The organism is Polaribacter gangjinensis (assembly GCF_038024125.1).
GTDB lineage: Bacteria > Bacteroidota > Bacteroidia > Flavobacteriales > Flavobacteriaceae > Polaribacter > Polaribacter gangjinensis.
Window position 1 is genome coordinate 2,669,171 of record NZ_CP150662.1, and the last position, 24,641, is coordinate 2,693,811.

Here is a 24,641-nt window from a genome sequence, read left to right on the forward strand (position 1 = left end):
CCTATGGAATCATTAATTATCGGAGTTTTTGTAATTGGATATTTAGCAATTACCCTCGAACACAATTTAAAATTAGACAAATTAATTCCTGCTTTGGTGATGATGGCTGTTATTTGGGCAGTTGTTTCACTCGGAATTGATTCATTTTCAAACTGGTTTGATTCGAGCAACCATAGTCTAGTAGAAGGTTTTGGTGCTTTAATGCACGATGAAAAAGTGCATTTGGTAGAAGAGACCTTGTTGCATCATTTGGGTAAAACAGCCGAAATTTTAGTGTTTTTGTTAGGTGCCATGACCATTGTAGAAATCATCGATTATTTTGATGGCTTTTCTACCATCAAAAATTATGTGGGTTTTAAAAGCAAAAAGAAATTACTGTGGATGTTTTCGGGGCTAGCATTTGTATTATCTGCTATTATCGATAATTTAACAGCAACCATCGTATTGATTTCTATTTTACAAAAAATTGTGAGCACCAGAGAAGAGCGAATTTGGTTTGCAGGGTTGATCATTATTGCGGCAAATGCAGGAGGTGCTTGGTCTCCAATAGGTGATGTAACTACCACCATGTTGTGGATTGGTAATAAAGTAAGTACGTTAAAATTGGTAGAATATTTATTTTTGCCTTCGTTGTTATGTATGGCAGTTCCTGCTTTGATAGCTTCTTTTATGCCTGCTTTTAAAGGTGAAATTGAAATTGATGATGCCAATGAAGACAAACCAACCAGTAAGTACAGTGGCATCATGTTGCTCATAGGTTTGCTAGCAATCGTTTTTGTCCCAATTTTTAAAACCATTACCCATTTACCTCCCTATGTTGGAATGATGTTGTCTTTGGGAGTTGTAGCGACTTTTGCTGAAATTTTTAGTAGAAGAAAGTTCTCATTGACTGATTTTAATTCTATGGAAGAATCTAATCAGCATGCAGCTCACGGTCCTGTTCATCATTCGTTATCAAAAATTGAAATGCCTAGTATCTTATTTTTCTTAGGAATTTTAATGGCTGTAGCAGCTCTTGAATCATTGGGTATTTTATTCAATTTTGCAGATAGCTTGAAAGAAACTGTACCAATGTTAGGAACAGAATTGCATGGTGAAGGAGTTTCAGACTTGGTAGTGATGTTGCTAGGAGTTGGCTCTGCTGTCATAGACAATGTGCCTTTGGTAGCTGCGAGTTTAGGGATGTTTTCAGAACCTTTAGACAATGAATTGTGGCACTTCATCGCCTTTGCAGCAGGTACAGGTGGAAGTATGCTCATCATTGGTTCAGCTGCAGGAGTAGTTGCTATGGGAATGGAAAAAATAGACTTTTTCTGGTATTTGAAAAATATTGCTTGGTTGGCACTGATCGGCTTTGTAGTAGGTTCTGCTACCTTTATGATTACCAGAACAATGTTTTAAAAAATCAATTTTAATAAATAAAAAAAATAAAGATTCAATGATTGCTATAATTATTGAATCTTTTTATTGGTCATTAATCAACACTCAAGTTTTCAAATCCATAATTAAATATCTATGATTTCGCAATCCCAAACCAATCAAAAAAGCGTTTCAAAAGCTTGTATTTGTAATACTACTTATAAAAATGCATCAAAAGAGTTGACTCAATTTTACGTATAAATACGATGGAGTCTCTAATTATTGGAGTATTTGTAATTGGCTATTTGGCAATTACGCTCGAGCACAATTTAAAATTAGACAAACTAATTCCGGCATTAATCATGATGGCTATCTGCTGGGCTATAGTTTCGCTAGGTATTGACTCTTTTTCTACGTGGTTTGACACCAACAATCATCGTATTGTGGATGGTTTTGGAGCATTATTGCACGACGAAAAAGTGCATTTGGTAGAAGAGACCTTGTTGCATCATTTAGGAAAAACAGCCGAAATTTTAGTGTTTTTATTGGGTGCTATGACTATTGTTGAAATCATCGATTATTTTGATGGATTTTCAACCATCAAAAATTATGTGGGCTTTAAAAGTAAAAAGAAATTACTGTGGATGTTTGCTGGATTGGCGTTCTTATTATCATCAATTATTGATAACCTAACTGCCACCATTGTCTTGATTTCTATCTTACAAAAAATTGTAAAAAGCAGGGAGGAACGTATTTGGTTTGCAGGACTCATTATTATTGCCGCAAATGCAGGAGGAGCTTGGTCTCCTATTGGCGATGTTACAACGACTATGTTGTGGATTGCCAATAAAGTAAGTGCAGCAAAACTGATTCAATATTTATTCATTCCATCTCTATTATGCATTCTTGTTCCTGTATTTATCGCCTCTTTTATGCCCGCATTTAAAGGTGAAATACAATTTGATAAAAATGATATAGACAAGCCCAAAAACAGCTATAGTGGCGTTATGCTTGCAATAGGTTTGGGAGCCATTGTTTTTGTGCCCTTTTTTAAAACCATTACCCATTTACCTCCGTATGTGGGAATGATGTTGTCTTTGGGAGTTGTAGCGACCTTTGCTGAAATTTTTAGTAGACGAAAAATTTCGTTAACAGATTATAATACGAAAGGGGAATCTAACCAACATGCATCTCATGGTCCTGTTCATTACTCATTATCAAAAATTGAAATGCCCAGTATTTTATTTTTCTTAGGGATTTTAATGACGGTTGCCGCTTTAGAATCATTGGGAATTTTATTTCATTTTGCCAGCAGTCTCAAAGAAACAGTTCCTATGTTGGGCACTGAATTTCATGGTACTGGAGTTTCTGATTTGGTGGTGATGTTGATTGGAGTTGGTTCAGCAGTTATTGATAACGTACCTTTGGTAGCCGCTAGTTTAGGAATGTTTTCTGAACCTTTAGACAATGAATTGTGGCATTTCATTGCCTTTGCTGCAGGCACAGGAGGAAGTATGTTGATCATTGGTTCAGCTGCAGGAGTCGTTGCTATGGGAATGGAAAAAATAGACTTTTTCTGGTATTTGAAAAACATAGGCTGGTTAGCCATGATCGGATTTGTAGTAGGGTCAGCTTCTTTTATGATTACGAGACTATTGTTTTAAGTGGCAAAGCTGCAAAGTATAAAGTACAAGGTACAAAGGACAAAGTGCGAGGTATGATATTCGTACATCGATAATCGTTGGTCGGAAATCGGAAATCAAATCATTTTAATACCTAAATTTACAAACTAAAGACTCAAAACTAAAAACTGTTTTTAACACAATTTAAAAGATAACCTATCGTTAGTACAATACATAAATTAAAAAATTCATGAACTCATTTTTTCAAGATAACTTACAAGAAATCACTGAACCTATTTCCAAAGAGAAAACACTTTCTATCTACGAGCTTATTGTAAGTGGCGGTTTGGGCGGACAAATCATTATTGGTATTCTTTTCGTTTTATTAATAGTGGCATTATACATTTATTTCGAACGCTTTTTTGCCATCAAAGCAGCATCCAAAGAAGATAAAAACTTCATGAATCAAATCAAAGAAGCCATTCTAAAAGGAAAATTAGAAGCTGCTAGAGATTTGTGCAAAAGCAAAAATACGCCTACAGCGCGCTTGATTGACAAAGGAATTTCGAGAATTGGAAAACCTCTAGATGATATCAATACCGCTATTGAAACAGCTGGTAAATTAGAGATTTACCAATTAGAAAAAAATGTAAGTGTATTGGCCACCATTTCTGGAGCAGCTCCGATGATCGGATTTTTAGGAACCGTAATTGGTATGATTCTTGCCATTCATGAAATTGCCAATGCAGGTGGACAAATAGACATCAAAATGCTTTCTGACGGATTGTATACAGCCATGACTACCACAGTTGCAGGTTTGATAGTCGGTATTATTGCCTATGTGACCTACAATCACCTGGTCGTAAGAACCAATAAAGTGGTGTATCAAATGGAAGCAAAATCAGTAGAGTTTTTAGATTTATTGAATGAACCAGTTTGATGAATGATGTAATGATGTAATGAGTTAATGATTTAATGAATCAATGATTTAATTATCAAAACAATAGAAAAAATAGAAACAATGTGGAAATTTAACTACAAAATAGTTTCATAATTACATAAAATTGAAATTTTAAATAGTATCTGCGTCTTACTCCCCTTTCCTTTGGAAAGGGGTTGGGGGATAGAATAAAATAATAATAAAAAATGAACTTAAGAGGTAGAAATAAAATAGATCCTTCTTTCAGCATGTCGTCCATGACAGATATTGTTTTTCTATTGTTGATCTTTTTCATGCTAACATCAACGCTAGTTACGGTAAATGCGATTGATGTGTTGCTCCCAAAAGCGGGTGGAAAAACTGAAAACAATGCGTCTGTGGCTGTATCCATTTCAAGTGATGCCTTGTTTTATATCGACAAAACGAATGTGTTAGAAACAGAGTTAGAAACCGAAATTCTAAAAAGTGTAGGGGCAGATAAAAAGAAAACCATCATCATCCGTGGTGACAAAGAGGTAGCCTATGAAAATGTGATGAAAGTCATTGATATCGCCAATAAAAACAAGCTAAAAATGATTTTAGCAGTAAAAGCACAATAATGGCATTTTTAACAACCCAACATCAACGAAAATCAGCAGTCATCACCGCAATTTTGGTGATCGCCTTGCTTTTTGTAGTGTTTAATTTTGGCATGCGTTATTTTGACCCCCCACAAGAATATGGGTTGGCGATTAATTTTGGCGATAGCAACGTAGGTTTTGGAGAGCCTATTGAAGAGGCGGAACAAAATCCTACAACAAATGAAACCACTGATAAAGTTCAGGAGGAGGTTACAGAAACAACTAAAGAGGATGTAAAAGAGGACATCATTTCAGATGAAACTTCAAAAGAAGTGATGGTGGTTGATAAAAACGAAACCAAAAAAGAACCTGTAAAAGAGGTAGTTAAAAAGGAAGTGCAAAAAGAAGAGCCAAAAAAACCATCCAAAGAAGCACAAGATGCTCTCAATAGCTTGTTGAACAACAATACCACAGATGGCAAGCAAAAAGGTGAAGGAGATGATACCAAAATCGGAGTAAAAGGAACTGATAAAGGCGACCCCAATTCCAATAAATATTATGGAAATAACAATTCTGATGGAGGAAATTATAATTTGTCTGGCAGAAAAGCCTTGTCAAAACCCATAGAAAAACCCGATTGTCAGGAAGAAGGAACTGTAGTGGTGCAAATTGAAGTAGATAAAAACGGAAAAGTAATCAATGCGATTCCAGGGGTAAAAGGGTCTACCAATACAAAGCCTTGCTTATTAAAACCAGCCAAAGAGGCTGCTTTAAAGACTACTTGGAATGCAGACAGCAATGCGCCCATCAAACAAGTAGGTACGATTATTTACGTATTTACCTTGTCTAAATAATCTCTTATCTTTGCGGTAAATTCCCAAATTTACAATCAAATTTATGTCAGTACAATCTAAAAATTATTGAATAGCAGTAAAACAGATATATGTAATTCACAACTTTGTGTTTTTTGCGTCTTCTTTGAGTATTTTGTGTAATAGCCATAACATAGAAGTTATACAAACCTATCAGCAGTTATACAATACGCAGAGCCTCACAATGAAATTCTAAAATAGAAATTACCAATTAAACACAACGAAAGTTAATTCAAACTTATATTATTATATGAATTATCAGGAAACCTTACAGTGGATGTTTGCCCAATTGCCCATGTTTCAAAGAGTGGGAGAGAGTGCTTTTAAAAAAGACCTCACGAATACCTTAGCGTTTTCAAAAGAATTGGGTTTTCCAGAGAAAAAATTCAAATCCATTCACGTAGGTGGCACTAATGGCAAAGGCTCTACCAGTCATATGTTGGCATCTATTTTACAAGAAGCAGGGTACAAGGTAGGTTTGTATACCTCTCCACATTTAAAGAATTTTACAGAACGCATTCGCATCAATGGTAAGGAAATTCCGAAAAGAAAGGTAACTGCTTTCATCAATAAAAACAAAGATTTTTTAGAAAAGCAACAGCTCTCTTTTTTTGAAATGACGGTAGGCATGGCATTTGATTATTTTGCCAATGAAAAGGTTGATATTGCTGTCATAGAAGTAGGTTTGGGCGGACGATTAGATTCCACAAATATCATAACCCCTTTAGTATCCGTAATCACAAATATTGGATACGATCACATGCAGTTTTTAGGCGAAACCTTGCCCGAAATTGCAGGAGAAAAAGCAGGGATTATCAAAGAAGGTGTTCCTGTAATTATTGGAGAATACCAAGCAGAAGTTGCGTCTGTTTTTAATACAAAAGCTGCTGAAAAAAATACGAGCATACATTTCGCATCAGAAGACACCACCAATTACACAACCGATTTGTTGGGGGATTATCAAAAATCGAATACCAAAACGGCGGTGGCTGCCATTAAAAAATTGCAGGGTTTTCATATTTCAGAAAAAAATATACTAGACGGATTACAAAAAGTGGTACAAAATACCCAACTCAAAGGGCGATGGCAAATTTTACAACAACATCCAACGGTAATTTGTGATACTGCGCACAACAAAGAAGGATTGCAATTGGCTATGAATCAACTCATGCGACAAGACTATCAAAAACTGCATATAGTATTAGGGGTGGTTGCTGATAAAAAACTTGCGGATGTATTTCCCTTTTTCCCTAAGAATGCGCAATATTATTTTTGCAAACCCAACATCCCAAGAGGACTTTCTGCAATCATTTTGCAACAACAAGCCGCCGAATTTGGTTTGCAAGGAAAAACTTTTACATCTGTAGCGAAGGCATTGAAAAGTGCCTTAAAATCTGCAAATCAGCAAGATATCATTTATGTGGGTGGCAGTACATTTGTTGTGGCAGAAGTAGTGTAAAATAAAATTACTTTTTCTTTTGGTAGAATTAAAATCTGTATTATATTTGCATCCGCTTAGGGCAATTAGCTCAGTTGGTTCAGAGCATCTCGTTTACACCGAGAGGGTCGGGGGTTCGAATCCCTCATTGCCCACATCACTCACAATCCTGTCGAATTTCGACAGGATTTTTTGTTTTCAAAAAACCAGAAGCTTGCTTCATGATTTTTTGAAAACAAAAAAGACTACAGGAGCGAAGCTCATGAGGATTGTATTTGCAGTAGCGGTTTCAATAGGGGATATCCAATCCCTCTACACTTATATTACTTTTTTATAATTGTTAGAAGCTTGCTTCATGATTTTTTGAAAACAAAAAAGACTACAGGAGCGAAGCTCATGAGGATTGTATTTGTAGGAGTGGTTTCAATAGGGGATATCCAATCCCTCTACACTTATATTACTTTTTTATAATTGTTAGAGGCTTGCTTCATGATTTTTTGAAAACAAAAAAGACTACAGGAGCGAAGCTCATGAGGATTGTATTTGCAGCAGCGGTTTTAATAAGGGACAGGCAATCCCTTTCCGAATTTCATTCGGAACAAGCTATTGCCCACCAAAGAAATCTCAACAGAAATGTTGAGGTTTTTTTATTCATAAATGTTAAAACCCCTAACCCCTAACCTCAAACTTCTAACTTCTAATATCTAATATCTAACTTCTAATATCCAACTCCTAACTTCCAACAATATTTTTTCGTAAATTCGCAACCCATAAGTAGAAGGAATACATGAGTACTGTAAAAATAGCAATCATCGGATTAGGGTATGTAGGTTTGCCACTAGCACGACTCTTTGCAACCCAATATCCGGTTGTTGGATATGACATCAAAAAGAAGCGCATCAACGAGCTGAAAAACGGAGAAGATACTACCCTTGAAGTGGCCAGTGATTTATTACAAGCCGTATTGACATCCGACCCAAAAGCGGCCAAAGGCTTATACATTTCTCATGATGAAGAGGCGTTGAAAGAGTGCAATCATTATATTGTAACCGTTCCGACTTCGGTAGATAAAAACAACCAACCTGTTTTAGAGCCCTTGATATCGGCAAGTAAAAAGATTGCCAAGTATCTGAAAAAAGGAGACATTGTCATCTACGAATCTACGGTGTATCCGGGGGCAACAGAAGAAGACTGCATTCCCGTTTTAGAAAAAGAATCGGGCTTTACATTCAATAAAGACTTTTTTGTAGGCTATTCCCCAGAACGCATCAGTCCTGGAGATAAGGTAAAAACCGTAGAAAACATCTTGAAAGTAACTTCAGGTTCTACCCCCGAAATTGCTCAGAAAGTTGATAAGTTATACAAATCTGTCCTCACCACAGGTACTCATTTGGCACCTTCGATCAAAGTTGCGGAAGCAGCTAAAATCATTGAAAATTGCCAACGAGATATCAACATTGCCTTTGTGAATGAGTTGGCTAAAATATTCAGTTTGATGAACATCAATACTTCGGATGTTTTGGAAGCGGCAGGTACCAAATGGAATTTCTTACCGTTCAAACCAGGATTGGTAGGTGGGCATTGCATTGGGGTAGATCCATTTTATTTGGCACAAAAAGCCCAGCAATTTGGGTATTATCCTGAGATTATTTTATCTGGCAGAAGGGTCAATGACAGCATGGGAACACACGTGGCATCTGAAGTGATTAAATTGATGATCGACAAAGAGCTCAAAGTAAAAGGGGCAAAAGTGCTCATTTTAGGGTTTACCTTTAAAGAGAATTGTCCGGATATCCGCAATACCAAAGTGATTGATATGGTGTTGGCATTGCAAAGTTTCGGAACAAAAACTGCGGTATATGACCCGTGGGCAAAACGAAAAGAGGTCAAACAAGAATACGGATTGGACTTAACCAAAGAATTGTACTCTCATAAATACGATGCCATTGTATTGGCAGTGTCACACGATGAATTCAAAACTATTGATTTGGATAAGTTGAAAAAGAAAAAGGCTGTGGTGTATGATATCAAAGATTTTTTGGATGAAAAGGATAAGAGTCTTTAGTTGAAAGTACAAAGTTTAAAGTACGAGGTTAAAAGTACAAAGTTAAAAGTACGAGGTTAAAAGTACAAGGTTAAAAGTACGAGGTTAAAAGTACAAGGTTAAAAGTACAAGGTTAAAAGTACAAGGTTAAAAGTACAAGGTTAAAAGTACAAGGTTAAAAGTACAAGGTTAAAAGTACAAGGTTAAAAGTACAAGGTTAAAAGTTTAAGGTTTAAAGTTTAAAGTTCAATGTTTAAAGTCTACAGTCTACAGTCTACAGTCTACCGTCTACAGTCCACTGTCCACTGTCTACAGTCCACTGTCTACCGTCTACAGTCCACTGTCTACAGTCTACCGTCTACCGTCTACAGTCTACCGTCTACCGTCTACAGTCTACAGTCCACTGTCTACAGTCTACCGTCTAAAGACAAAAGTTTTAAATTTTTAGAATTTCAACAACAGAAACCACAGAAACAAAATAAAACACAAACAAACATCGACCATCGGAAAACGAACATCGAATCAATTAACAAATGAAAAACTTCGCAATCATAGGTGCTGCAGGATACATAGCCCCCAGACATTTACAGGCCATCAAAGAAACCCAAAATACCGTATTAGCGGCGCTTGATAAATTTGATAGTGTGGGTATTATGGACAGCTATTTTCCGAATGCCGATTTCTTTACCGAGTTTGAACGCTTTGACCGTCACATCGAAAAGCTCAAAAGAAATGGTATTTTACTTGATTATGTAAGTATTTGTACACCCAATTATTTGCACGATGCCCATATCCGAATGGCGTTGCGCAGTGGTGCTGATGCCATCTGCGAAAAACCGTTGGTACTAAATCCTTGGAATGTAGATGCGCTGCAAGACATCGAAAACGAAACTGGAAATAAAATCAATACCATTCTGCAATTGCGCCTGCATCCTAGCATCATTGCTTTGAAAGAGCGGGTACAAAACAACCCCACTCAAACCAAATACGAAGTAGATTTAACCTACATTACCTCTCGCGGAAAATGGTACGATATTTCTTGGAAAGGCGATGAAAGCAAATCAGGAGGCATTGCCACCAATATTGGGGTGCATTTCTACGACATGCTAACCTGGATATTTGGGGAAGTACAAGACAATAAGGTACACCTTAGAGCCCCTCACAAAGCAGCTGGGTATTTAGAATTTGAAAAAGCACGTGTTCGCTGGTTTTTGTCTATTGATGAAAACGATTTGCCCACCCACATTCAAGAAAAAAAGCAACGTACCTATCGCTCTATCACTGTTAATGGCGAAGAAATAGAGTTTAGCAATGGCTTTACCGATTTGCACACGGTAAGTTATCAAGAAATCTTAAAAGGCAATGGCTTTGGTCTAAACGAAGCCAAGAGCTCAGTTGCCATTGTACATGCCATCCGAAATCAAGCCATCACTTCGTTGGGGGAGAAGCATGGGTTTTTGCACGTTTAATCCTATCCCCAGCCCTTTCCTTGGTCCCGAAGCCTCGGGAGGGAGTTAGATTCTGAAGTGTATTGAGAGTCCTTACTCTTTAGTATTCGTCTTTGTCATTGTTTTGGTTTTCGTCTTCGTCATAATTGTTTTACCAAATAATCAGTTTCCAACATTTAAACCACATAGTATTTCACATAGTTTTCCTTTCTATGGAAAGACGCTTTGCTTTGTTTTAGTAAATCATAGAAGTTAGAGGTTAGATATTAGAAGTTCAGTTAACTGCCATCCTTCCCTAGGAGGATTAATAAATAATAACAATAAAAAATATATCCTTATTTTTTAGTTTTCGTCTTCGCCTTTAGTCTTAGCCTCAGTTATTTTACCAAATAAAGATATTGTAGTTATATCTAAAATAAACTATATATTTGTAAAAAGTTTAAGGTATGATTAAAATAACTAACTTCCCCAAATACCTAATTACAAGGCAACATTACATCAATAAGGTATTGCCATTCATAGGAAAAAACATTATTAAGGTATTTACAGGTCAACGTAGAGTAGGTAAAAGTTACCTGCTATTTCAATTGATACAACAAATCAATACTGAACAAAAAAATGCGACCATCCTATACATCAATAAAGAAGATTTAGTATTTTCAGCAATTAAAACGGCGAATGATTTAAATGATTATGTAAAAAAGCATCAATCTAAAACAGGTAAAACTTATGTATTTATAGATGAAATTCAAGATATTGCAGACTTTAACAGCGCATTACGTTCGTTATTGCTCGATGAAACTTTAGATATCTATTGTACAGGAAGCAACGCTAATATGTTGTCTCAAGACATTGCCGGAAATTTAAGCGGACGATTTATAGAGATCACTGTGTATAGTTTGTCTTATACCGAATTTTTAGTGTTTCATTCCCTCGAGGATACACAAGAAACCCTAGAAAAATTTCTAAAATTCGGAGGGTTACCTTATTTAAAGCATTTGCCACTAGAGGAAATAATTGCTTTTGAATACTTAAAAAATATCTATAGTACCATTGTTTACAGAGATATTATCAATCGATTTGCCATCAGAAACACAGTCTTTTTAGAGCAGTTAGTACTTTTTTTAAGCAGTAATATTGGGAGTATATTTTCGATAAAAAAAATCAGTGATTTTTTAAAATCGCAAAAAACAAACATGCCTCCTAATCAAGTCCAGTTATATGTACAGCACCTTTCCGATGCTTTTTTACTGCATAGAGTTCCTCGTTACGACATTGTTGGAAAACGATTATTTGAAGTAGGTGAAAAATATTATTTTGAAAATTTGGGCATACGAAATGCCCTTTGGGGGTATCGTTTAGAAGATCGTGGGAAAATCATAGAAAATGTTGTTTATAATCAACTCCTATTTTTAGGATATCAAGTACAAGTCGGTGTAATAGGTTCTCATGAAGTTGATTTTGTAGCTTCTAAAGGAGGTGAAAAATGGTATCTGCAAGTAGCACTTACTATCAATGATCTCAAAACAATAGAGAGAGAATTTGGAAATCTCATGAGGATTAAAGACAATTTCAGAAAAACAGTCATCACACTCGATAGGTATCAGGGAGCTTCATACCAAGGCATTGAAGTTATTGATTTGAGGAGTTTTTTAAAAGTTTAAGAGTTTAAGAGGTTAACTGTTTAGGGGTTAGATATTAGAAGTTAGATATTAGAAGTTAGATATTAGAAGTTCAGTTAACTCCTTAGTGGAATCAATAAATATTAACAATAAAAAATAAATAATCATCTAACCAACTAAACAACAGAAACAAAAGAAACCATAGAAACGTTTAAGTCTTCGTCTTCGTCTTTGGCCTTAGTTGTTTAACCAAATAACCAATAGCCACTAAATAAGATAGCCAAGCAGTCGCAAATAAGAAAGATTTTGATAAGTTTGTAAGATCTATGGATGGCGAATATTGCATATATCAAAAACAGCTATATCTTTAATCGCTGAAAAATCTTAAGAACAAAAATGAATTGGATTAGCGTTGCATGCTTTCGTTTTGTAACAGCGTTTATAAATTAAAATGATGAAAATACTAATTACAGGAGGCGCAGGATTTATAGGCTCTCATGTAGTCCGATTGTTTGTACAAAAGTATCCCAATTATCAAATTTTTAATTTGGATGCATTGACCTATGCAGGCAATTTAGAAAACATCAAAGACATTGAAAGTGCCCACAATTATACTTTTATCAAAGGAGATATTGTAGATGAGGTGTTTGTTGTAAACTTATTTAAAAAATACCAATTTGATGCAGTAATTCATTTGGCAGCAGAATCGCATGTAGATCGCTCCATTACTGATCCCTTAGCATTTGCAAAAACAAACATTCTAGGGACAATGAATTTGTTAAACGCATTCAAAGTAATCTGGAAGGACAATTGGCAACATAAGCTTTTTTATCACATCAGTACTGATGAGGTGTTTGGTGCTTTAGGTGAAACTGGGCTGTTTACGGAGACTACTCCTTATGCCCCTAATTCTCCTTATTCAGCGAGCAAAGCAAGTTCCGATCATTTTGTGAGGGCTTACGGAGAAACATACAATTTACCGTATGTTATTAGTAACTGTTCTAATAATTACGGACCTAATCAATTTCCTGAAAAACTCATTCCATTATTCATCAATAACATCGTCCATAACAAATCGTTGCCTGTGTATGGTGATGGCAAATATACCCGAGATTGGTTGTATGTGATAGATCATGCCAATGCTATTGATACTATTTTTCATAAAGGAAAAATCAGAGAAACCTACAATATTGGCGGATTCAATGAATGGCAAAACATCGATTTAATAAAATTATTATGCCAACAAATGGATGAAAAGTTAGGCAGCGGAAAAGGAACAAGCGAACAATTGATTACTTATGTAAAAGATCGACCAGGGCACGACTTACGCTATGCCATAGACGCCACCAAATTGAGTCAAGAATTGGGATGGAAACCCTCGGTTACCTTCCAAGAAGGACTTTCAAAGACGATTGATTGGTATTTGGCAAATCAAGCATGGTTACATAATATCATCAACGGAGCATATCAACATTATTACCAAAAACAATATAATCAGGAAGTATGAAAGGAATCATTTTAGCAGGAGGCTCAGGAACGCGCTTATACCCTTTAACAAAAGCAACTTCCAAACAATTATTGCCCATCTATGACAAACCTATGATTTATTATCCCTTATCGGTATTGATGTTGGCGGGAATTCGTGAGGTATTGATCATTTCAACACCTACTGATTTGCCTCGATTTAAAGAATTATTAGGTACTGGTGAGGATTTAGGAATGCGTTTTGAATATGTGGTACAACCTTCACCTGATGGATTGGCACAAGCTTTTATATTAGGCGAAGATTTTATAGGAGACGATGCTGTTTGTTTGGTTTTGGGAGACAATATTTTTTATGGACATGGATTGGTTGATTTGTTGCGAGAAGCAAAGAAAAATGTTGAGAAAAATGGCAAAGCCACTGTTTTTGGGTATTATGTACAAGACCCAGAAAGGTATGGGGTAGTGGATTTTGATGAAGCAGGAAACGCCATAAGTATTGATGAAAAACCTAGGGTGCCTAAAAGTAACTATGCAGTGATAGGATTGTATTTTTATCCAAATTCTGTAGTACAAATTGCCAAAAATGTAACCCCTTCTCAAAGAGGAGAATTGGAAATAACCACCGTTAATCAAACCTATTTAGCTCAACACAATTTGCAAGTGGCACTGATGGGTAGGGGGTATGCCTGGTTAGACACGGGTACGCACGAATCCTTATTAGAGGCATCCAATTTTATTCAAACCATAGAGCATAGACAAGGGTTAAAAGTGGCTTGTATTGAAGAAATTGCCTACACTATGGGCTATATTACCAAAGAGAAGCTATTAGCGCATGCAGCGCCTTTGGCTAAGAATGCCTATGGTCAATACCTTTTGCAAATAGCTGCTAAAAAAATACGATGATATGAATTTTATACGTACTAACATTCACGATCTGGTTATTATTGAACCAACGGTACATTATGACGAAAGAGGGTATTTGTCGGAAACTTTTAGGCAAGATCAATTGGAAAAATTCCTAGGGTTTAAAGTGAATTTTTGCCAAGATAACGAATCTAAATCCAATTACGGAGTGCTCAGAGGGTTGCATTATCAAAGCATCCCTTTTCCGCAAACCAAGTTGGTTCGGGTATTGCAAGGAAAAGTATTGGATGTCGCCGTAGATGCACGAAAGGGGTCACCCACTTTTGGACACCATGTAGCGGTAGAGCTCTCTAGTGAAAACAGGAGACAGCTATTTGTGCCTAAGGGGTTTGCACACGGATTTGTAGCACTCAGTGAAACGGCAACGCTTGCCTACAAAGTAGATAATTACTTTAAGCCGCAATGTGATACAGGTATTGCTTTTGATGATCCTTTTTTAGGAATCGACTGGAAATTACCTGCTGCGGAGTTGATACTTTCTCAAAAAGATAAAAACCAAGTGCCATTTTTAGAGGTAACTCATTTTGATGTCAATTCTTATTTGTATGATGAGCTCTGACCTGCTTCTTGTTACTACATCACTCATTCTCTGTAATAAAGCCCTAATGACAGGTTTTTGATTCAGCTTAGCTTTTTATAAACCAGACCAAGGGAATCGTTCATTAGCATGATTCATCTGTTCGTATTTATAAGAGTATTTTTTTACAAAGCATTGTTGGCTTTTGTTGTACCTCATTGATAAAAAAAAGGCCCTCGATTGAGGACCTTTTCGTGATTGGGTGCTTTTTGTTATTGCACGCTCATCAATTTTAATGCATTGAATGTACCATTCTTTAATGGATACAGTGATGCATTGAATTCTTGTAGAAACTCTACTTTTAACAGATGCATTTCAGTGCCCGATCCTGCAGCCGGTGTCGTGAAACTCAAAGTAACGTCTGTAACCGTTTGATTGATTGGCAGTGTTTCTTCATTGCTGAATACCAAATCACTCTCTTCCGTTGCAAAATCGAGTTTTGCATGGGCAGCCACCAATCTTACATGCGTTGCGCCTTCGGGAGCTGCCAACATCTTGTAGGGATTGAACCCCGTGATCGTAATTTCATTTGTCGTCGTATTCAATGCATACTTTGCTAATAATACTGCGTCTAAAGGAGCATTCTTATTGAATTCGAAGTTAGACAAGGCTGTTTTGCCCTCTGCTGTTAAGATTCCAATACTCACTTTGCGCTCGCCCCTAATTGAGCCCATATCAAAACTTTTGACTTTGAATAGTACGCTTGACATGCGTGTGCTTTTGGATCTGTCTTTCACATCCGCTAGCATTTCAATCAAGGAGCGTCTTAGTAACTTGCCGCTTTTGGATACATCCGCAAATTCCTGATTGTTCTCACGAGTTCTTTGAAAGGCATCGTCTTTTTGAATTCTGCCTTTATCAATTCCCTTTTTTGCTCTGACGTGATATTCACCGTCAGCCTTCTTGTAGAAGGACATCCCATCTAGGGTTCCTTCAATTTTTAATAGCGATTTTAATACTGCCATTTTACTTTAATTTTAAAATATTAATTCATTTACACATTTGGGCTGGTCTTGATTCTGATGCTTTTCTGCAGCAAGGCATTGGTGAATGCAAAGATTGAATCCGAATGATGAAGCAATATTACTGCTGCTTGTTTTTTGGAACGTGTATTCTTTGGTATTGGGTTTGAACCTTGTGTTCTTTTTGGTATGTATTCTTTTTTGTGCTGTTTTTTCCGTTTTTTCCTTATTTATCAATAGTGAATATATCGACTTTGTATCGGCTTTGCATTGGCTTTGTATTGGCTTTGTATCGGGGATGGGTTTGGTTTGAAGTACGAGGTTAGAAGTACGAGGTTGAAAGTACAATATTAGAAGTACGAGGTTAGAAGTACGAGGTTGAAAGTACAATATTAGAAGTACGAGGTTGAAAGTACAATATTAGAAGTACGATGTTAGAAGTACGATGTTAGAAGTACGAGGTTGAAAGTATGAGGTTAGAAGTTCGAGGTTGAAAGTACAATATTAGAAGTACAATATTAGAAGTACGAGGTTAGAAGTACGAGGTTGAAAGTACAATATTAGAAGTACAATATTAGAAGTACGAGGTTAGAAGTACGAGGTTGAAAGTACAATATTAGAAGTACGAGGTTAGAAGTACGAGGTTGAAAGTACAATATTAGAAGTACGAGGTTAGAAGTACGAGGTTGAAAGTACAATATTAGAAGTACGAGGTTGAAAGTACAATATTAGAAGTACGATGTTAGAAGTACGATGTTAGAAGTACGAGGTTGAAAGTATGAGGTTAGAAGTTCGAGGTTGAAAGTACAATATTAGAAGTACAATATTAGAAGTACGAGGTTAGAAGTACGAGGTTGAAAGTACAATATTAGAAGTACAATATTAGAAGTACGAGGTTAGAAGTACGAGGTTGAAAGTACAATATTAGAAGTACGAGGTTAGAAGTACGAGGTTGAAAGTACAATATTAGAAGTACGAGGTTAGAAGTACGAGGTTAGAAGTACGATGTTAGAAGTACGATGTTAGAAGTACGAGGTTGAAAGTACAATATTAGAAGTACGATGTTAGAAGTACGATGTTAGAAGTACGAGGTTGAAAGTATGAGGTTAGAAGTACGAGGTTGAAAGTACAATATTAGAAGTACGAGGTTAGAAGTACGATGTTAGAAGTACGAGGTTAGAAGTACGATGTTAGAAGTACGAGGTTGAAAGTACAATATTAGAAGTACGAGGTTGAAAGTTTAAAGTTTAAAGTTCAAAGTTTGGGATTGGCATTGGAAATTTGGGTTGTCAGTTATGTTTATTTACATCCTAATTACAGCTTTACAACATACCACCCCGTCCCGATATCTCGGTCCACCCCTCCAATGGAGGGGAATTTTAGTAAAAAATAGGTGTTTTTACAATCAAGTATTTTTTTATATTGTGGTCTTTAAAATGCTATTAAAAAACTATGAAAATAGAAATTGATTTTTATACCAAAAATCCTTTTGAGAAAGAGGCTTCATTTCGATTACAGGGGATTACAGCAGATTCTCAGGAAACGCAACTCTATGAGGTTTTTTTAAAAAATATGATTTCATATGTTTATTATCAAACTAATGTTTATCATCAGGCTTCTGATTTTATTGATTATTACGGTAATTTAAAGGATGTCTCGCTACAAATTTTATTAAGAAAATATTTTATAGGGAATTTAAAAACAGGTTTAAATGTTAATTCTTTTGCATCACCAATCATTGATTTTTGTGTTCATGAATTTCAGATATTTGAGAGATTTAATTCAATAGAATCGGAACTTTATATTCAATTTATACGGAAATACTACAATGTTTTTCGACGTATTGATACATTGGTAGATTTTGAATTTGAACCTACAAAAGGGGATGACTTTTTAGGGTACTTAAATAATTATGGTTTAATTTTACCCCACATAAATATTGAACTAATTGCCAGTCTATTAGATCAATATTTTGTTGTTGTTTGTAAAAACTTATGCAGATCTTATATCAATAGTTTTGATGAAAATGATATTACGGATTGGGAAAGTGAAATTATTTTAAGAGACATTTATGTTGCCATGAAGTTTGATTTACTTGAAGAAAATGAACAAGCTCAATTGGTTTTGTATTCAAAGCGTTGGATTTTACAGCTTTTTAAATCGTTTTCAATTCTTAAAAACATACGTTACAACATCAATAATAAAGGTGATTTTATTTTTCAACCATTTATAGATAAATTTTCAAATTATTTTTCTTTTGCAGAAAAAAAAGTAGTTGCCGAAAAGTCTTATCCCACCCATATTTTTGCTACTTATGAAGTCTATCATTTGTTTAATACCTTGGCTCAGGGGCTTCGTATAAAAGTTAGTGTGAGTTTTGTGTACCGTTTGTTGCACGAAAAGGGGTTGATTCTTGTTAAAGATGCTCCCTTTAGAGAATGGTATAATCTGCAATCGTATCCGCTTACTTTGTCTACGGCAACAGAAACGCTTGCGAATTCTAAGAGTTCAGAACGGGAACAATTTGTGGCTATTGTAGCTTCCTTGCTTGGTGTAACTCTTTGATTTTTAACGATTAGAAAATTACCTGAGTAAACTCCGCTTATTTTCGTAAAAACTCATTCGGCTTCTTCTGCCTTTTTTTTTGATGCGTTTTATTTTTGTGGTGTATTCTAAAACACCTTGATTATGAATGTATTTACTAGCTCTGTTGTCTTTGAAAAGGATTTGACTCTTTTTTTACACTGTCATCGAAAAACGGGTAAGAAGTATTACCAACAAATTTTGACTTTTTATGGCAAAGCACCTTGGGCTTTGTTGAGCTTGCAAGAGGTTGCGGATTATTATCAATTGTCTGTTGAAGACCTATACGCTTTTGAACGATAAGCATCACCCATGAAAAAGCGACCTCACTTGTTGTCTCAAATTACTCCTCACGATATTGCTCTGTATCGCGAGGTTTGCTATGAGACAGCACGTAAGGAGTATAAGCTTATCTTGGATTTTTATGAACGTAAAGTGCGTTTTTTGACTTATCGGGATTTGATACATTATTATGACCCTCTTGAAAAGGATGTTGCCTTGTTTTGGGAACGGTTTGAGTTTGTATCTGGGAAAGGGGGGTAACTGTAATTGGTTTGTATTTATGATGTTCCCGAGTTCTCGGGACGAGCTGTGCCTCGCAATGACGGGATGGGCTGTCCCGAAGTCTCGGGAACGGGGGGAGTTTTAATGATGAGGTTGCTAAGATATATCGGAAACTTGGGGAGCTTGAAGTTACAGATTACTTCAGTCATTCCTCCTTCGTAATGACTAGAACGGGGGTAATATTAACTACAATTATTTTATATTTACGACGTCTTTGCGAGGACGTTAGGACGAAGCAATCTGTTTGTTGAAATTTAGTGCATTTTGAGTATTAGGGAATTTTTAACTTACAGATTGCTTCAGTCGTTCCTCCTTCGCAATGACGTTTTAACTTACAGATTGCTTTCTCGAAGTGTCGGGACAAGCTTCTCGTGCGTCTTTTCCCGAAACAAGTTCGGGACAGGCTGTCCCGAAGTCTCGGGAACGATTTTAAGAATGTTCGGGACTGGGTGCGATGACGGACGGGGTTTAGTGATGGGATAATTTAAATGTTGAAAAGCCAGCCCTCTGAGAGGTCATTCCAATTTGGGTTTTCGAGGTTTATTAATGATTCTTTTCTTTTTCTATTTCCTGCCTTTAGTTGTTTTTCTCTGGCTATTGCTTGTGTGATATCGTCGAATTCTTCATAATATACCAATTGGTCACAGTTGTATTTTGTTGTGAAGCCTTTGTATTGTTTGCTTTTGTGTTGGTATATTCTTTTTAATAGGTTACTGGTTACTCCGATGTAGATTACCGTTTTGTTTTTGTTGGTTAGGAAGTAGATGTAGGACTTTTTCATTTTTTAAATGTAGTGATTTTGGTTTGGATTCACAACGTCTTTGCGAGGACGCTAGGACGAAGCAATCTGTTTGTTGAAATTTAGTGCATTTTGAGTATTAGGGAATTTTTAACTTACAGTTTGCTTCAGTCGTTCCTCCTTCGCAATGACGTTTTAACTTACAGGTTGCTTTCCCGAGGTGTCGGGACAAGCTTCTCCTGCGTCGCTTCCCGAAACAAGTTCGGGACAGGCTGTCCCGAAGTCTCGGGAACGATTTTAAGAATGTTCGGGACTGGGTGCGATGACGGACGGGGTTTAGTGATGGGATAATTTAAATGTTGAAAAGCCAGCCCTCTGAGAGGTCATTCCAATTTGGGTTTTCGAGGTTTATTAATGATTCTTTTCTTTTTCTATTTCCTGCCTTTAGTTGTTTTTCTCTGGCTATTGCTTGTGTGATATCGTCGAATTCTTCATAATATACCAATTGGTCACAGTTGTATTTTGTTGTGAAGCCTTTGTATTGTTTGCTTTTGTGTTGGTATATTCTTTTTAATAGGTTACTGGTTACTCCGATGTAGATTACCGTTTTGTTTTTGTTGGTTAGGAAGTAGATGTAGGACTTTTTCATTTTTTAAATGTAGTGATTTTGGTTTGGATTCACAACGTCTTTGCGAGGACGCTAGGACAGCTTGTCCCGAGAATGCGGGAAAGCAATCTGTTTGTTGAAATTTAGTGCATTTTGAGTATTAGGGAATTTTTAACTTACAGATTGCTTCAGTCGTTCCTCCTTCGCAATGACGTTTTAACTTACAGGTTGCTTTCCCGAGGTGTCGGGACAAGCTACTCCTTCGTCGTTCGCAATGACGATTTTAAGAATGTTCGGGACGGGCTGTACCTCTCAATGACGGGATTGGCTGTCCCGAGGTGTCGGGAACGGGAAAGAGGGGAGTTTGAATTAGCAGATTGCCACGCTCGTGCCTCGCTCGCAATGACGATTTAACTTACAGATTGCTTTCTCGAAATCCCGAAGTCTCGGGAACGGGAAAGAGGGGAGTTTGAATTAGCAGATTGCCGCGCTCGTGCCTCGCTCGCAATGACGATTTTAAGAATGTTTGGGACGGGCTGTACCTCTCAATGACGGGATTGGCTGTCCCGAAGTGTCGGGAACGGGAAAGAGGGGAGTTTTAATGATGAGATTGCCACGCTCGTGCCTCGCTCGCAATGACGATTTAACTTACAGATTGCTTTCTCGAAATCCCGAAGTCTCGGGAACGATTTTAAGAATGTTCGGGACGAGCTGTGCCTCGCAATGACGAAATTAGAGGTTGTTTAACCAAATAACCAGATAACCAACTAAACAACACAAACCATAGAAACAACAGAAACGTTTAAAAGTTTAAGAGTTTGTATTGTTTAAGGGTTTTGGGGTTAGAAGTTAGAGGTTAGATATTAGAGGTTAGATATTAGAAGTTAGATATTAGAAGTTAGATATTAGAAGTTAGATATTAGAAGTTCAGTTAACTCCTTAGTGGAATCAATAAATATTAACAATAAAAAATAAATAATCATCTAACCAACTAAACAACATAAACCATAGAAACCACAGAAACGTTTAAAAGTTTAAGAGTTTGTATTGTTTAAGGGTTTTGGGGTTAGAAGTTAGATATTAGAAGTTAGAGGTTAGAGGTTAGAAGTTAGATATTAGAAGTTAGAGGTTAGAGGTTAGTGTTTAGTTTTAAGTTGTTTAACCAAATAACCAGTTAACCAGATAACCAGTTCAATCAACAGGAGCCTTTTAGTCTTCGTCTTTAGCCTTAGTTGTTTAACCAATTAACCCACCAACCAAAAACACCCAAAACAAACTGGTAATTAAAAGAATAACTATGCATTTTAGCTACATAAGTGTCTTCATAAATGCATAACTGGTTACCAAACTACTAAAACGTTCGCGTAAAAAAGTAGGGTTAAAATGGTCTTTAATTTTGTATTTGTACAAATAAACCTATATTTGCACAAAAGAAAAAAAGAAGATGAAGAAAAAGGCAATCATTGTCTCGGGATACTTCAATCCTATTCACAAAGGGCATATCGAATACTTTAACAATGCCAAAGCACTTGCTGATGAATTATTTGTCATCGTAAATAGTGACCACCAACGTGCCTTGAAAGGCTCCAAAGAATTTCAACAAGAAGACGAACGTTTGTTTATCGTACAAAATATCAAAGCGGTTGATAAGGCATTTTTGTCTATTGACCAAGACCGTACTGTGTGTGCCAGCATTGCGCATATTCACAAAACATACGGTGATGTTTATGATTTGGGTTTTGCCAATGGGGGAGATCAGAATAACAATTCCATTCCAGAGGCACCGATTTGCACCGAATTGGGCATTGAGTTGATTGATGGTTTGGGAGATAAGATTCAGTCTTCGTCGTGGTTGCTGAAGGGGAAATGAGTTTAAGGTTTAAAGTTTGATATTAGAAGTACGATATTAGATATTAGAAGTTCAGCAGGTAATTGAAAACTTTTACATCAAAAAAGCTTACAATTATAAAGTTAAAAAAGTTAATTATAACTAACAAATATTAAAAACTATCAGAATCCAGCTCCCTTTCCTTTGGAAAGGGTTGGGGATAGGCTTACAGGCTAATTATGAAAATAGGAATCACCTTTAGTTCGTTTGATTTGCTCCATGCAGGGCACATCACCATGTTGGAAGATGCTAAGCGTCACTGCGATTATTTGATTTGTGGATTGCAAACCGACCCTACCTTAGATCGTCCTGAAAAAAACCGCCCGGTGCAAAGTGTGGTAGAGCGTTATATACAACTGAAAGGCTGCAAATTTGTGGATGAAATTGTACCCTATGCTACTGAGCAAGACTTGGAAGATATTTTGCGTGCCTTTAAAATAGATGTTCGCATCATTGGCGAAGAGTACGCAAGCAAACAGTTTACGGGGCGTAAATATTGCGAAGAAAAAGGTATTGAACTCTATTTTAACAAGCGCGAACACCGTTTTTCAAGTACTGGTTTGCGCAAAGAAGTGCAAGAAAAAGAAAATTTAAAATCAAAAGATAAGTAGGTTGAATATCGTCATTGTAGGTTGTGGGTATGTGGGATTGACAGCAGGCGTTTGTTTTGCTGAAATGGGCAATCATGTTGTTTGTGTAGAAAACAATACGCAAAAAATTGAGCAACTTTCAAAGGGAGTGTTGCCCATTTTTGAGCCCGGATTAGAGCAGTTGGTGATTAAAAACAAGCAACAAAAAAACCTACATTTTACCACAGACCTCGCAGCTGCTATAAAAAATGCAGCAATACTTTTTATAACTGTGGGCACACCAATGGGTAAAGATGGTGCAGCAGATGTCTCCAATGTGTTGGCAGTTGCCAAAGCGATTGGAGAAACGATGACACACAAACTGATTGTGGTAGACAAATCGACGGTGCCGATTGGTACAGCTGATCAAGTACAAGCAACCATCCAAGCAGCGCTCGACCAACGTGGAGAGAATATTGAATTTCACGTGGTGTCTAACCCAGAGTTTTTAAAAGAAGGGGCAGCTATTGACGATTTTATGAAACCCGATCGGGTGGTGATTGGTGCGGATAGCGACTATGCCTTTCAAAAAATGAAAGAATTGTATTCGCCTTTTTTTAGAACCCACGATCGTTTTATTACCATGGACATCCGTTCTGCGGAAATGACCAAATATGCTGCCAATACCATGTTGGCGACCAAAATTTCGTTTATGAACGAGATTGCCAATATTTGCGAACGCGTAGGGGCTGATGCTAACAAGGTACGTATCGGTATTGGTTCGGACACGCGTATTGGTTATAGTTTTATCTATCCTGGTGCGGGCTATGGAGGCTCTTGCTTTCCGAAGGATGTGAGTGCCTTGAAAAAGATTGCTGAGGCGCATGGCTATCATGCCCAATTGATTGCTGCCGTAGAAGAGGTAAACAACCACCAAAAATTGCGTATTGCCGAAAAAGTGATTGCCCGTTTTGGCGAAGATTTAACGGGGCTTACTTTTGGGTTGTGGGGCTTGGCATTCAAGCCGGGTACCGACGACATGCGCGAGGCACCTGCTATCTATACCATCAAGGCATTGGTACAAAGAGGGGCAACCATACAAGCATACGACCCCAAAGCCATGCACGAAGCCCAAAGTTTTTATTTAAAGGATTTAGAGAATGTACATTATGTAACTTCGAAATACGAGGTATTGAAAGAGGCTGCCGCTTTGTTGTTATTGACCGAGTGGAAAGAATTCCGATCACCTGATTTCGACGAAATCAAACAGCAATTGGTACACCCCATTATTTTTGACGGGCGCAATCAGTACAATGCCTTTAATTTAGAGGAGCAGGGGTTTGAGTATTATCAGATTGGAAAGTAAGTTGAAGAATCGACCATCGAGAATCGACCCACGAGAATCGACTATAGAAAAACGAATATAAAATGGAATGTAAATTAGAATTTTGGAAATTAGCACATCAACTAACATTGAATGTGTACAAAATTTCAAAAAATTTTCCTTCTTCTGAGATGTATGGATTAACAAGTCAATTAAGAAGGAGTGCTAGTAGTATTCCAACGAATATTATTGAAGGTCAAGGGAGACAGTATGAAAAAGAATATATACAATTTTTATATGTTGCTAAAGGATCACCAGAAGAGACTAACTATCATTTATATTTAGCAAAAGAGTTAAATTATATTTCTAATGATTCCTATAATGAATTATATGAGATTTGTACTCGAATAAAAATGATGTTGTTTACATTGATAAAATCATTAAAAACAAGAAAAGAATAACCTAAAATCGAAAACCGACCATCGAACATCGAACATCGAAAATCGAACATCGA

At 36.7% G+C, this 24,641-nt stretch carries 21 protein-coding genes and 1 tRNA gene; 19 read left to right on the forward strand and 3 right to left on the reverse strand.

Features of this window, described 5'->3' with window-relative positions; genetic code table 11:
- The first annotated feature begins 3 nt into the window (after nucleotides 1–3).
- From nhaD (WHA43_RS11700) to rfbC, 13 genes are all read left to right on the forward strand, one after another.
- On the forward strand, nucleotides 4–1,401 hold the full coding sequence (gene nhaD / locus WHA43_RS11700) for a sodium:proton antiporter NhaD (protein WP_105044919.1): 1,398 nt from the start codon (nucleotides 4–6) through the stop codon (nucleotides 1,399–1,401).
- A gap of 224 nt (nucleotides 1,402–1,625) precedes the next feature.
- Entirely contained in the window at nucleotides 1,626–3,023 is a 1,398-nt protein-coding gene (gene nhaD, locus WHA43_RS11705) for a sodium:proton antiporter NhaD (RefSeq protein WP_105044920.1), read from the forward strand.
- 208 nt (nucleotides 3,024–3,231) lie between these two features.
- On the forward strand, nucleotides 3,232–3,921 hold the full coding sequence (locus WHA43_RS11710) for a MotA/TolQ/ExbB proton channel family protein (RefSeq protein WP_105044921.1): 690 nt from the start codon (nucleotides 3,232–3,234) through the stop codon (nucleotides 3,919–3,921).
- A 206-nt stretch (nucleotides 3,922–4,127) separates the two neighbouring features.
- A complete protein-coding gene (locus WHA43_RS11715) occupies nucleotides 4,128–4,520 on the forward strand; it encodes an ExbD/TolR family protein (RefSeq protein ID WP_105044922.1) in 393 nt (130 codons plus the stop codon).
- Complete coding sequence (locus tag WHA43_RS11720; protein ID WP_105044923.1) at nucleotides 4,520–5,335, forward strand: energy transducer TonB; 816 nt, start codon at nucleotides 4,520–4,522, stop codon at nucleotides 5,333–5,335. Before WHA43_RS11715 ends, WHA43_RS11720 begins: the two co-directional genes overlap by 1 nt.
- A gap of 268 nt (nucleotides 5,336–5,603) precedes the next feature.
- Nucleotides 5,604–6,812, forward strand: coding sequence for a bifunctional folylpolyglutamate synthase/dihydrofolate synthase (locus WHA43_RS11725; RefSeq protein ID WP_105044924.1), 1,209 nt, complete (start codon nucleotides 5,604–5,606; stop codon nucleotides 6,810–6,812).
- 59 nt (nucleotides 6,813–6,871) lie between these two features.
- Nucleotides 6,872–6,946 (forward strand) — tRNA-Val (locus WHA43_RS11730).
- A 632-nt stretch (nucleotides 6,947–7,578) separates the two neighbouring features.
- Nucleotides 7,579–8,856 carry a nucleotide sugar dehydrogenase gene (locus tag WHA43_RS11735; RefSeq protein WP_105044926.1) on the forward strand — a complete coding sequence of 426 codons (1,278 nt, stop codon included), beginning with the start codon at nucleotides 7,579–7,581 and terminating at the stop codon, nucleotides 8,854–8,856.
- 512 nt (nucleotides 8,857–9,368) lie between these two features.
- Nucleotides 9,369–10,304: a Gfo/Idh/MocA family oxidoreductase gene (locus WHA43_RS11740; RefSeq protein ID WP_105044927.1), complete on the forward strand. Its 936-nt coding sequence runs from the start codon at nucleotides 9,369–9,371 to the stop codon at nucleotides 10,302–10,304.
- 425 nt (nucleotides 10,305–10,729) lie between these two features.
- Entirely contained in the window at nucleotides 10,730–11,947 is a 1,218-nt protein-coding gene (locus WHA43_RS11745; protein WP_105044928.1) for an ATP-binding protein, read from the forward strand.
- Nucleotides 11,948–12,356: 409 nt separating this feature from the next.
- Entirely contained in the window at nucleotides 12,357–13,412 is a 1,056-nt protein-coding gene (gene rfbB / locus WHA43_RS11750) for a dTDP-glucose 4,6-dehydratase (protein ID WP_105044929.1), read from the forward strand.
- Nucleotides 13,409–14,293 (forward strand): glucose-1-phosphate thymidylyltransferase RfbA, encoded by an 885-nt coding sequence (gene rfbA / locus WHA43_RS11755; protein WP_105044930.1) that lies wholly within the window; start codon nucleotides 13,409–13,411, stop codon nucleotides 14,291–14,293. The genes rfbB and rfbA overlap by 4 nt, the downstream gene beginning before the upstream one ends.
- A gap of 1 nt (nucleotide 14,294) precedes the next feature.
- On the forward strand, nucleotides 14,295–14,873 hold the full coding sequence (rfbC, locus tag WHA43_RS11760; RefSeq protein ID WP_105044931.1) for a dTDP-4-dehydrorhamnose 3,5-epimerase: 579 nt from the start codon (nucleotides 14,295–14,297) through the stop codon (nucleotides 14,871–14,873).
- Between the two features lie 230 nt (nucleotides 14,874–15,103).
- On the opposite strand, the gene WHA43_RS11765 is transcribed toward rfbC, so the two are convergent.
- On the reverse strand, nucleotides 15,104–15,856 hold the full coding sequence (locus WHA43_RS11765; RefSeq protein WP_105044932.1) for a hypothetical protein: 753 nt from the start codon (nucleotides 15,854–15,856) through the stop codon (nucleotides 15,104–15,106).
- A gap of 1,449 nt (nucleotides 15,857–17,305) precedes the next feature.
- Between WHA43_RS11765 and WHA43_RS11770 the strand changes: the two genes are divergently transcribed.
- Nucleotides 17,306–18,418 (forward strand): hypothetical protein, encoded by a 1,113-nt coding sequence (locus WHA43_RS11770; RefSeq protein ID WP_105044933.1) that lies wholly within the window; start codon nucleotides 17,306–17,308, stop codon nucleotides 18,416–18,418.
- Nucleotides 18,419–18,541: 123 nt separating this feature from the next.
- Nucleotides 18,542–18,739, forward strand: a complete 198-nt coding sequence (locus WHA43_RS11775) for a hypothetical protein (protein WP_146104865.1) — start codon at nucleotides 18,542–18,544, stop codon at nucleotides 18,737–18,739.
- A 745-nt stretch (nucleotides 18,740–19,484) separates the two neighbouring features.
- Here the strand turns inward: WHA43_RS11775 and WHA43_RS11780 are convergent.
- Together WHA43_RS11780 and WHA43_RS11785 are read right to left on the reverse strand one after the other, a co-directional pair.
- Nucleotides 19,485–19,781 (reverse strand): GIY-YIG nuclease family protein, encoded by a 297-nt coding sequence (locus tag WHA43_RS11780; protein ID WP_226742864.1) that lies wholly within the window; start codon nucleotides 19,779–19,781, stop codon nucleotides 19,485–19,487.
- Nucleotides 19,782–20,091: 310 nt separating this feature from the next.
- Nucleotides 20,092–20,388 (reverse strand): GIY-YIG nuclease family protein, encoded by a 297-nt coding sequence (locus tag WHA43_RS11785; RefSeq protein WP_226742864.1) that lies wholly within the window; start codon nucleotides 20,386–20,388, stop codon nucleotides 20,092–20,094.
- A 1,402-nt stretch (nucleotides 20,389–21,790) separates the two neighbouring features.
- Between WHA43_RS11785 and WHA43_RS11790 the strand changes: the two genes are divergently transcribed.
- From WHA43_RS11790 to WHA43_RS11805, 4 genes are all read left to right on the forward strand, one after another.
- Complete coding sequence (locus WHA43_RS11790) at nucleotides 21,791–22,216, forward strand: adenylyltransferase/cytidyltransferase family protein (protein ID WP_105044936.1); 426 nt, start codon at nucleotides 21,791–21,793, stop codon at nucleotides 22,214–22,216.
- A 197-nt stretch (nucleotides 22,217–22,413) separates the two neighbouring features.
- Nucleotides 22,414–22,845, forward strand: coding sequence for an adenylyltransferase/cytidyltransferase family protein (locus WHA43_RS11795; protein WP_105044937.1), 432 nt, complete (start codon nucleotides 22,414–22,416; stop codon nucleotides 22,843–22,845).
- A 1-nt stretch (nucleotide 22,846) separates the two neighbouring features.
- Entirely contained in the window at nucleotides 22,847–24,169 is a 1,323-nt protein-coding gene (locus WHA43_RS11800) for a UDP-glucose dehydrogenase family protein (RefSeq protein ID WP_105044938.1), read from the forward strand.
- 62 nt (nucleotides 24,170–24,231) lie between these two features.
- Nucleotides 24,232–24,588, forward strand: a complete 357-nt coding sequence (locus tag WHA43_RS11805) for a four helix bundle protein (RefSeq protein ID WP_105044939.1) — start codon at nucleotides 24,232–24,234, stop codon at nucleotides 24,586–24,588.
- Nucleotides 24,589–24,641: the final 53 nt, after the last annotated feature.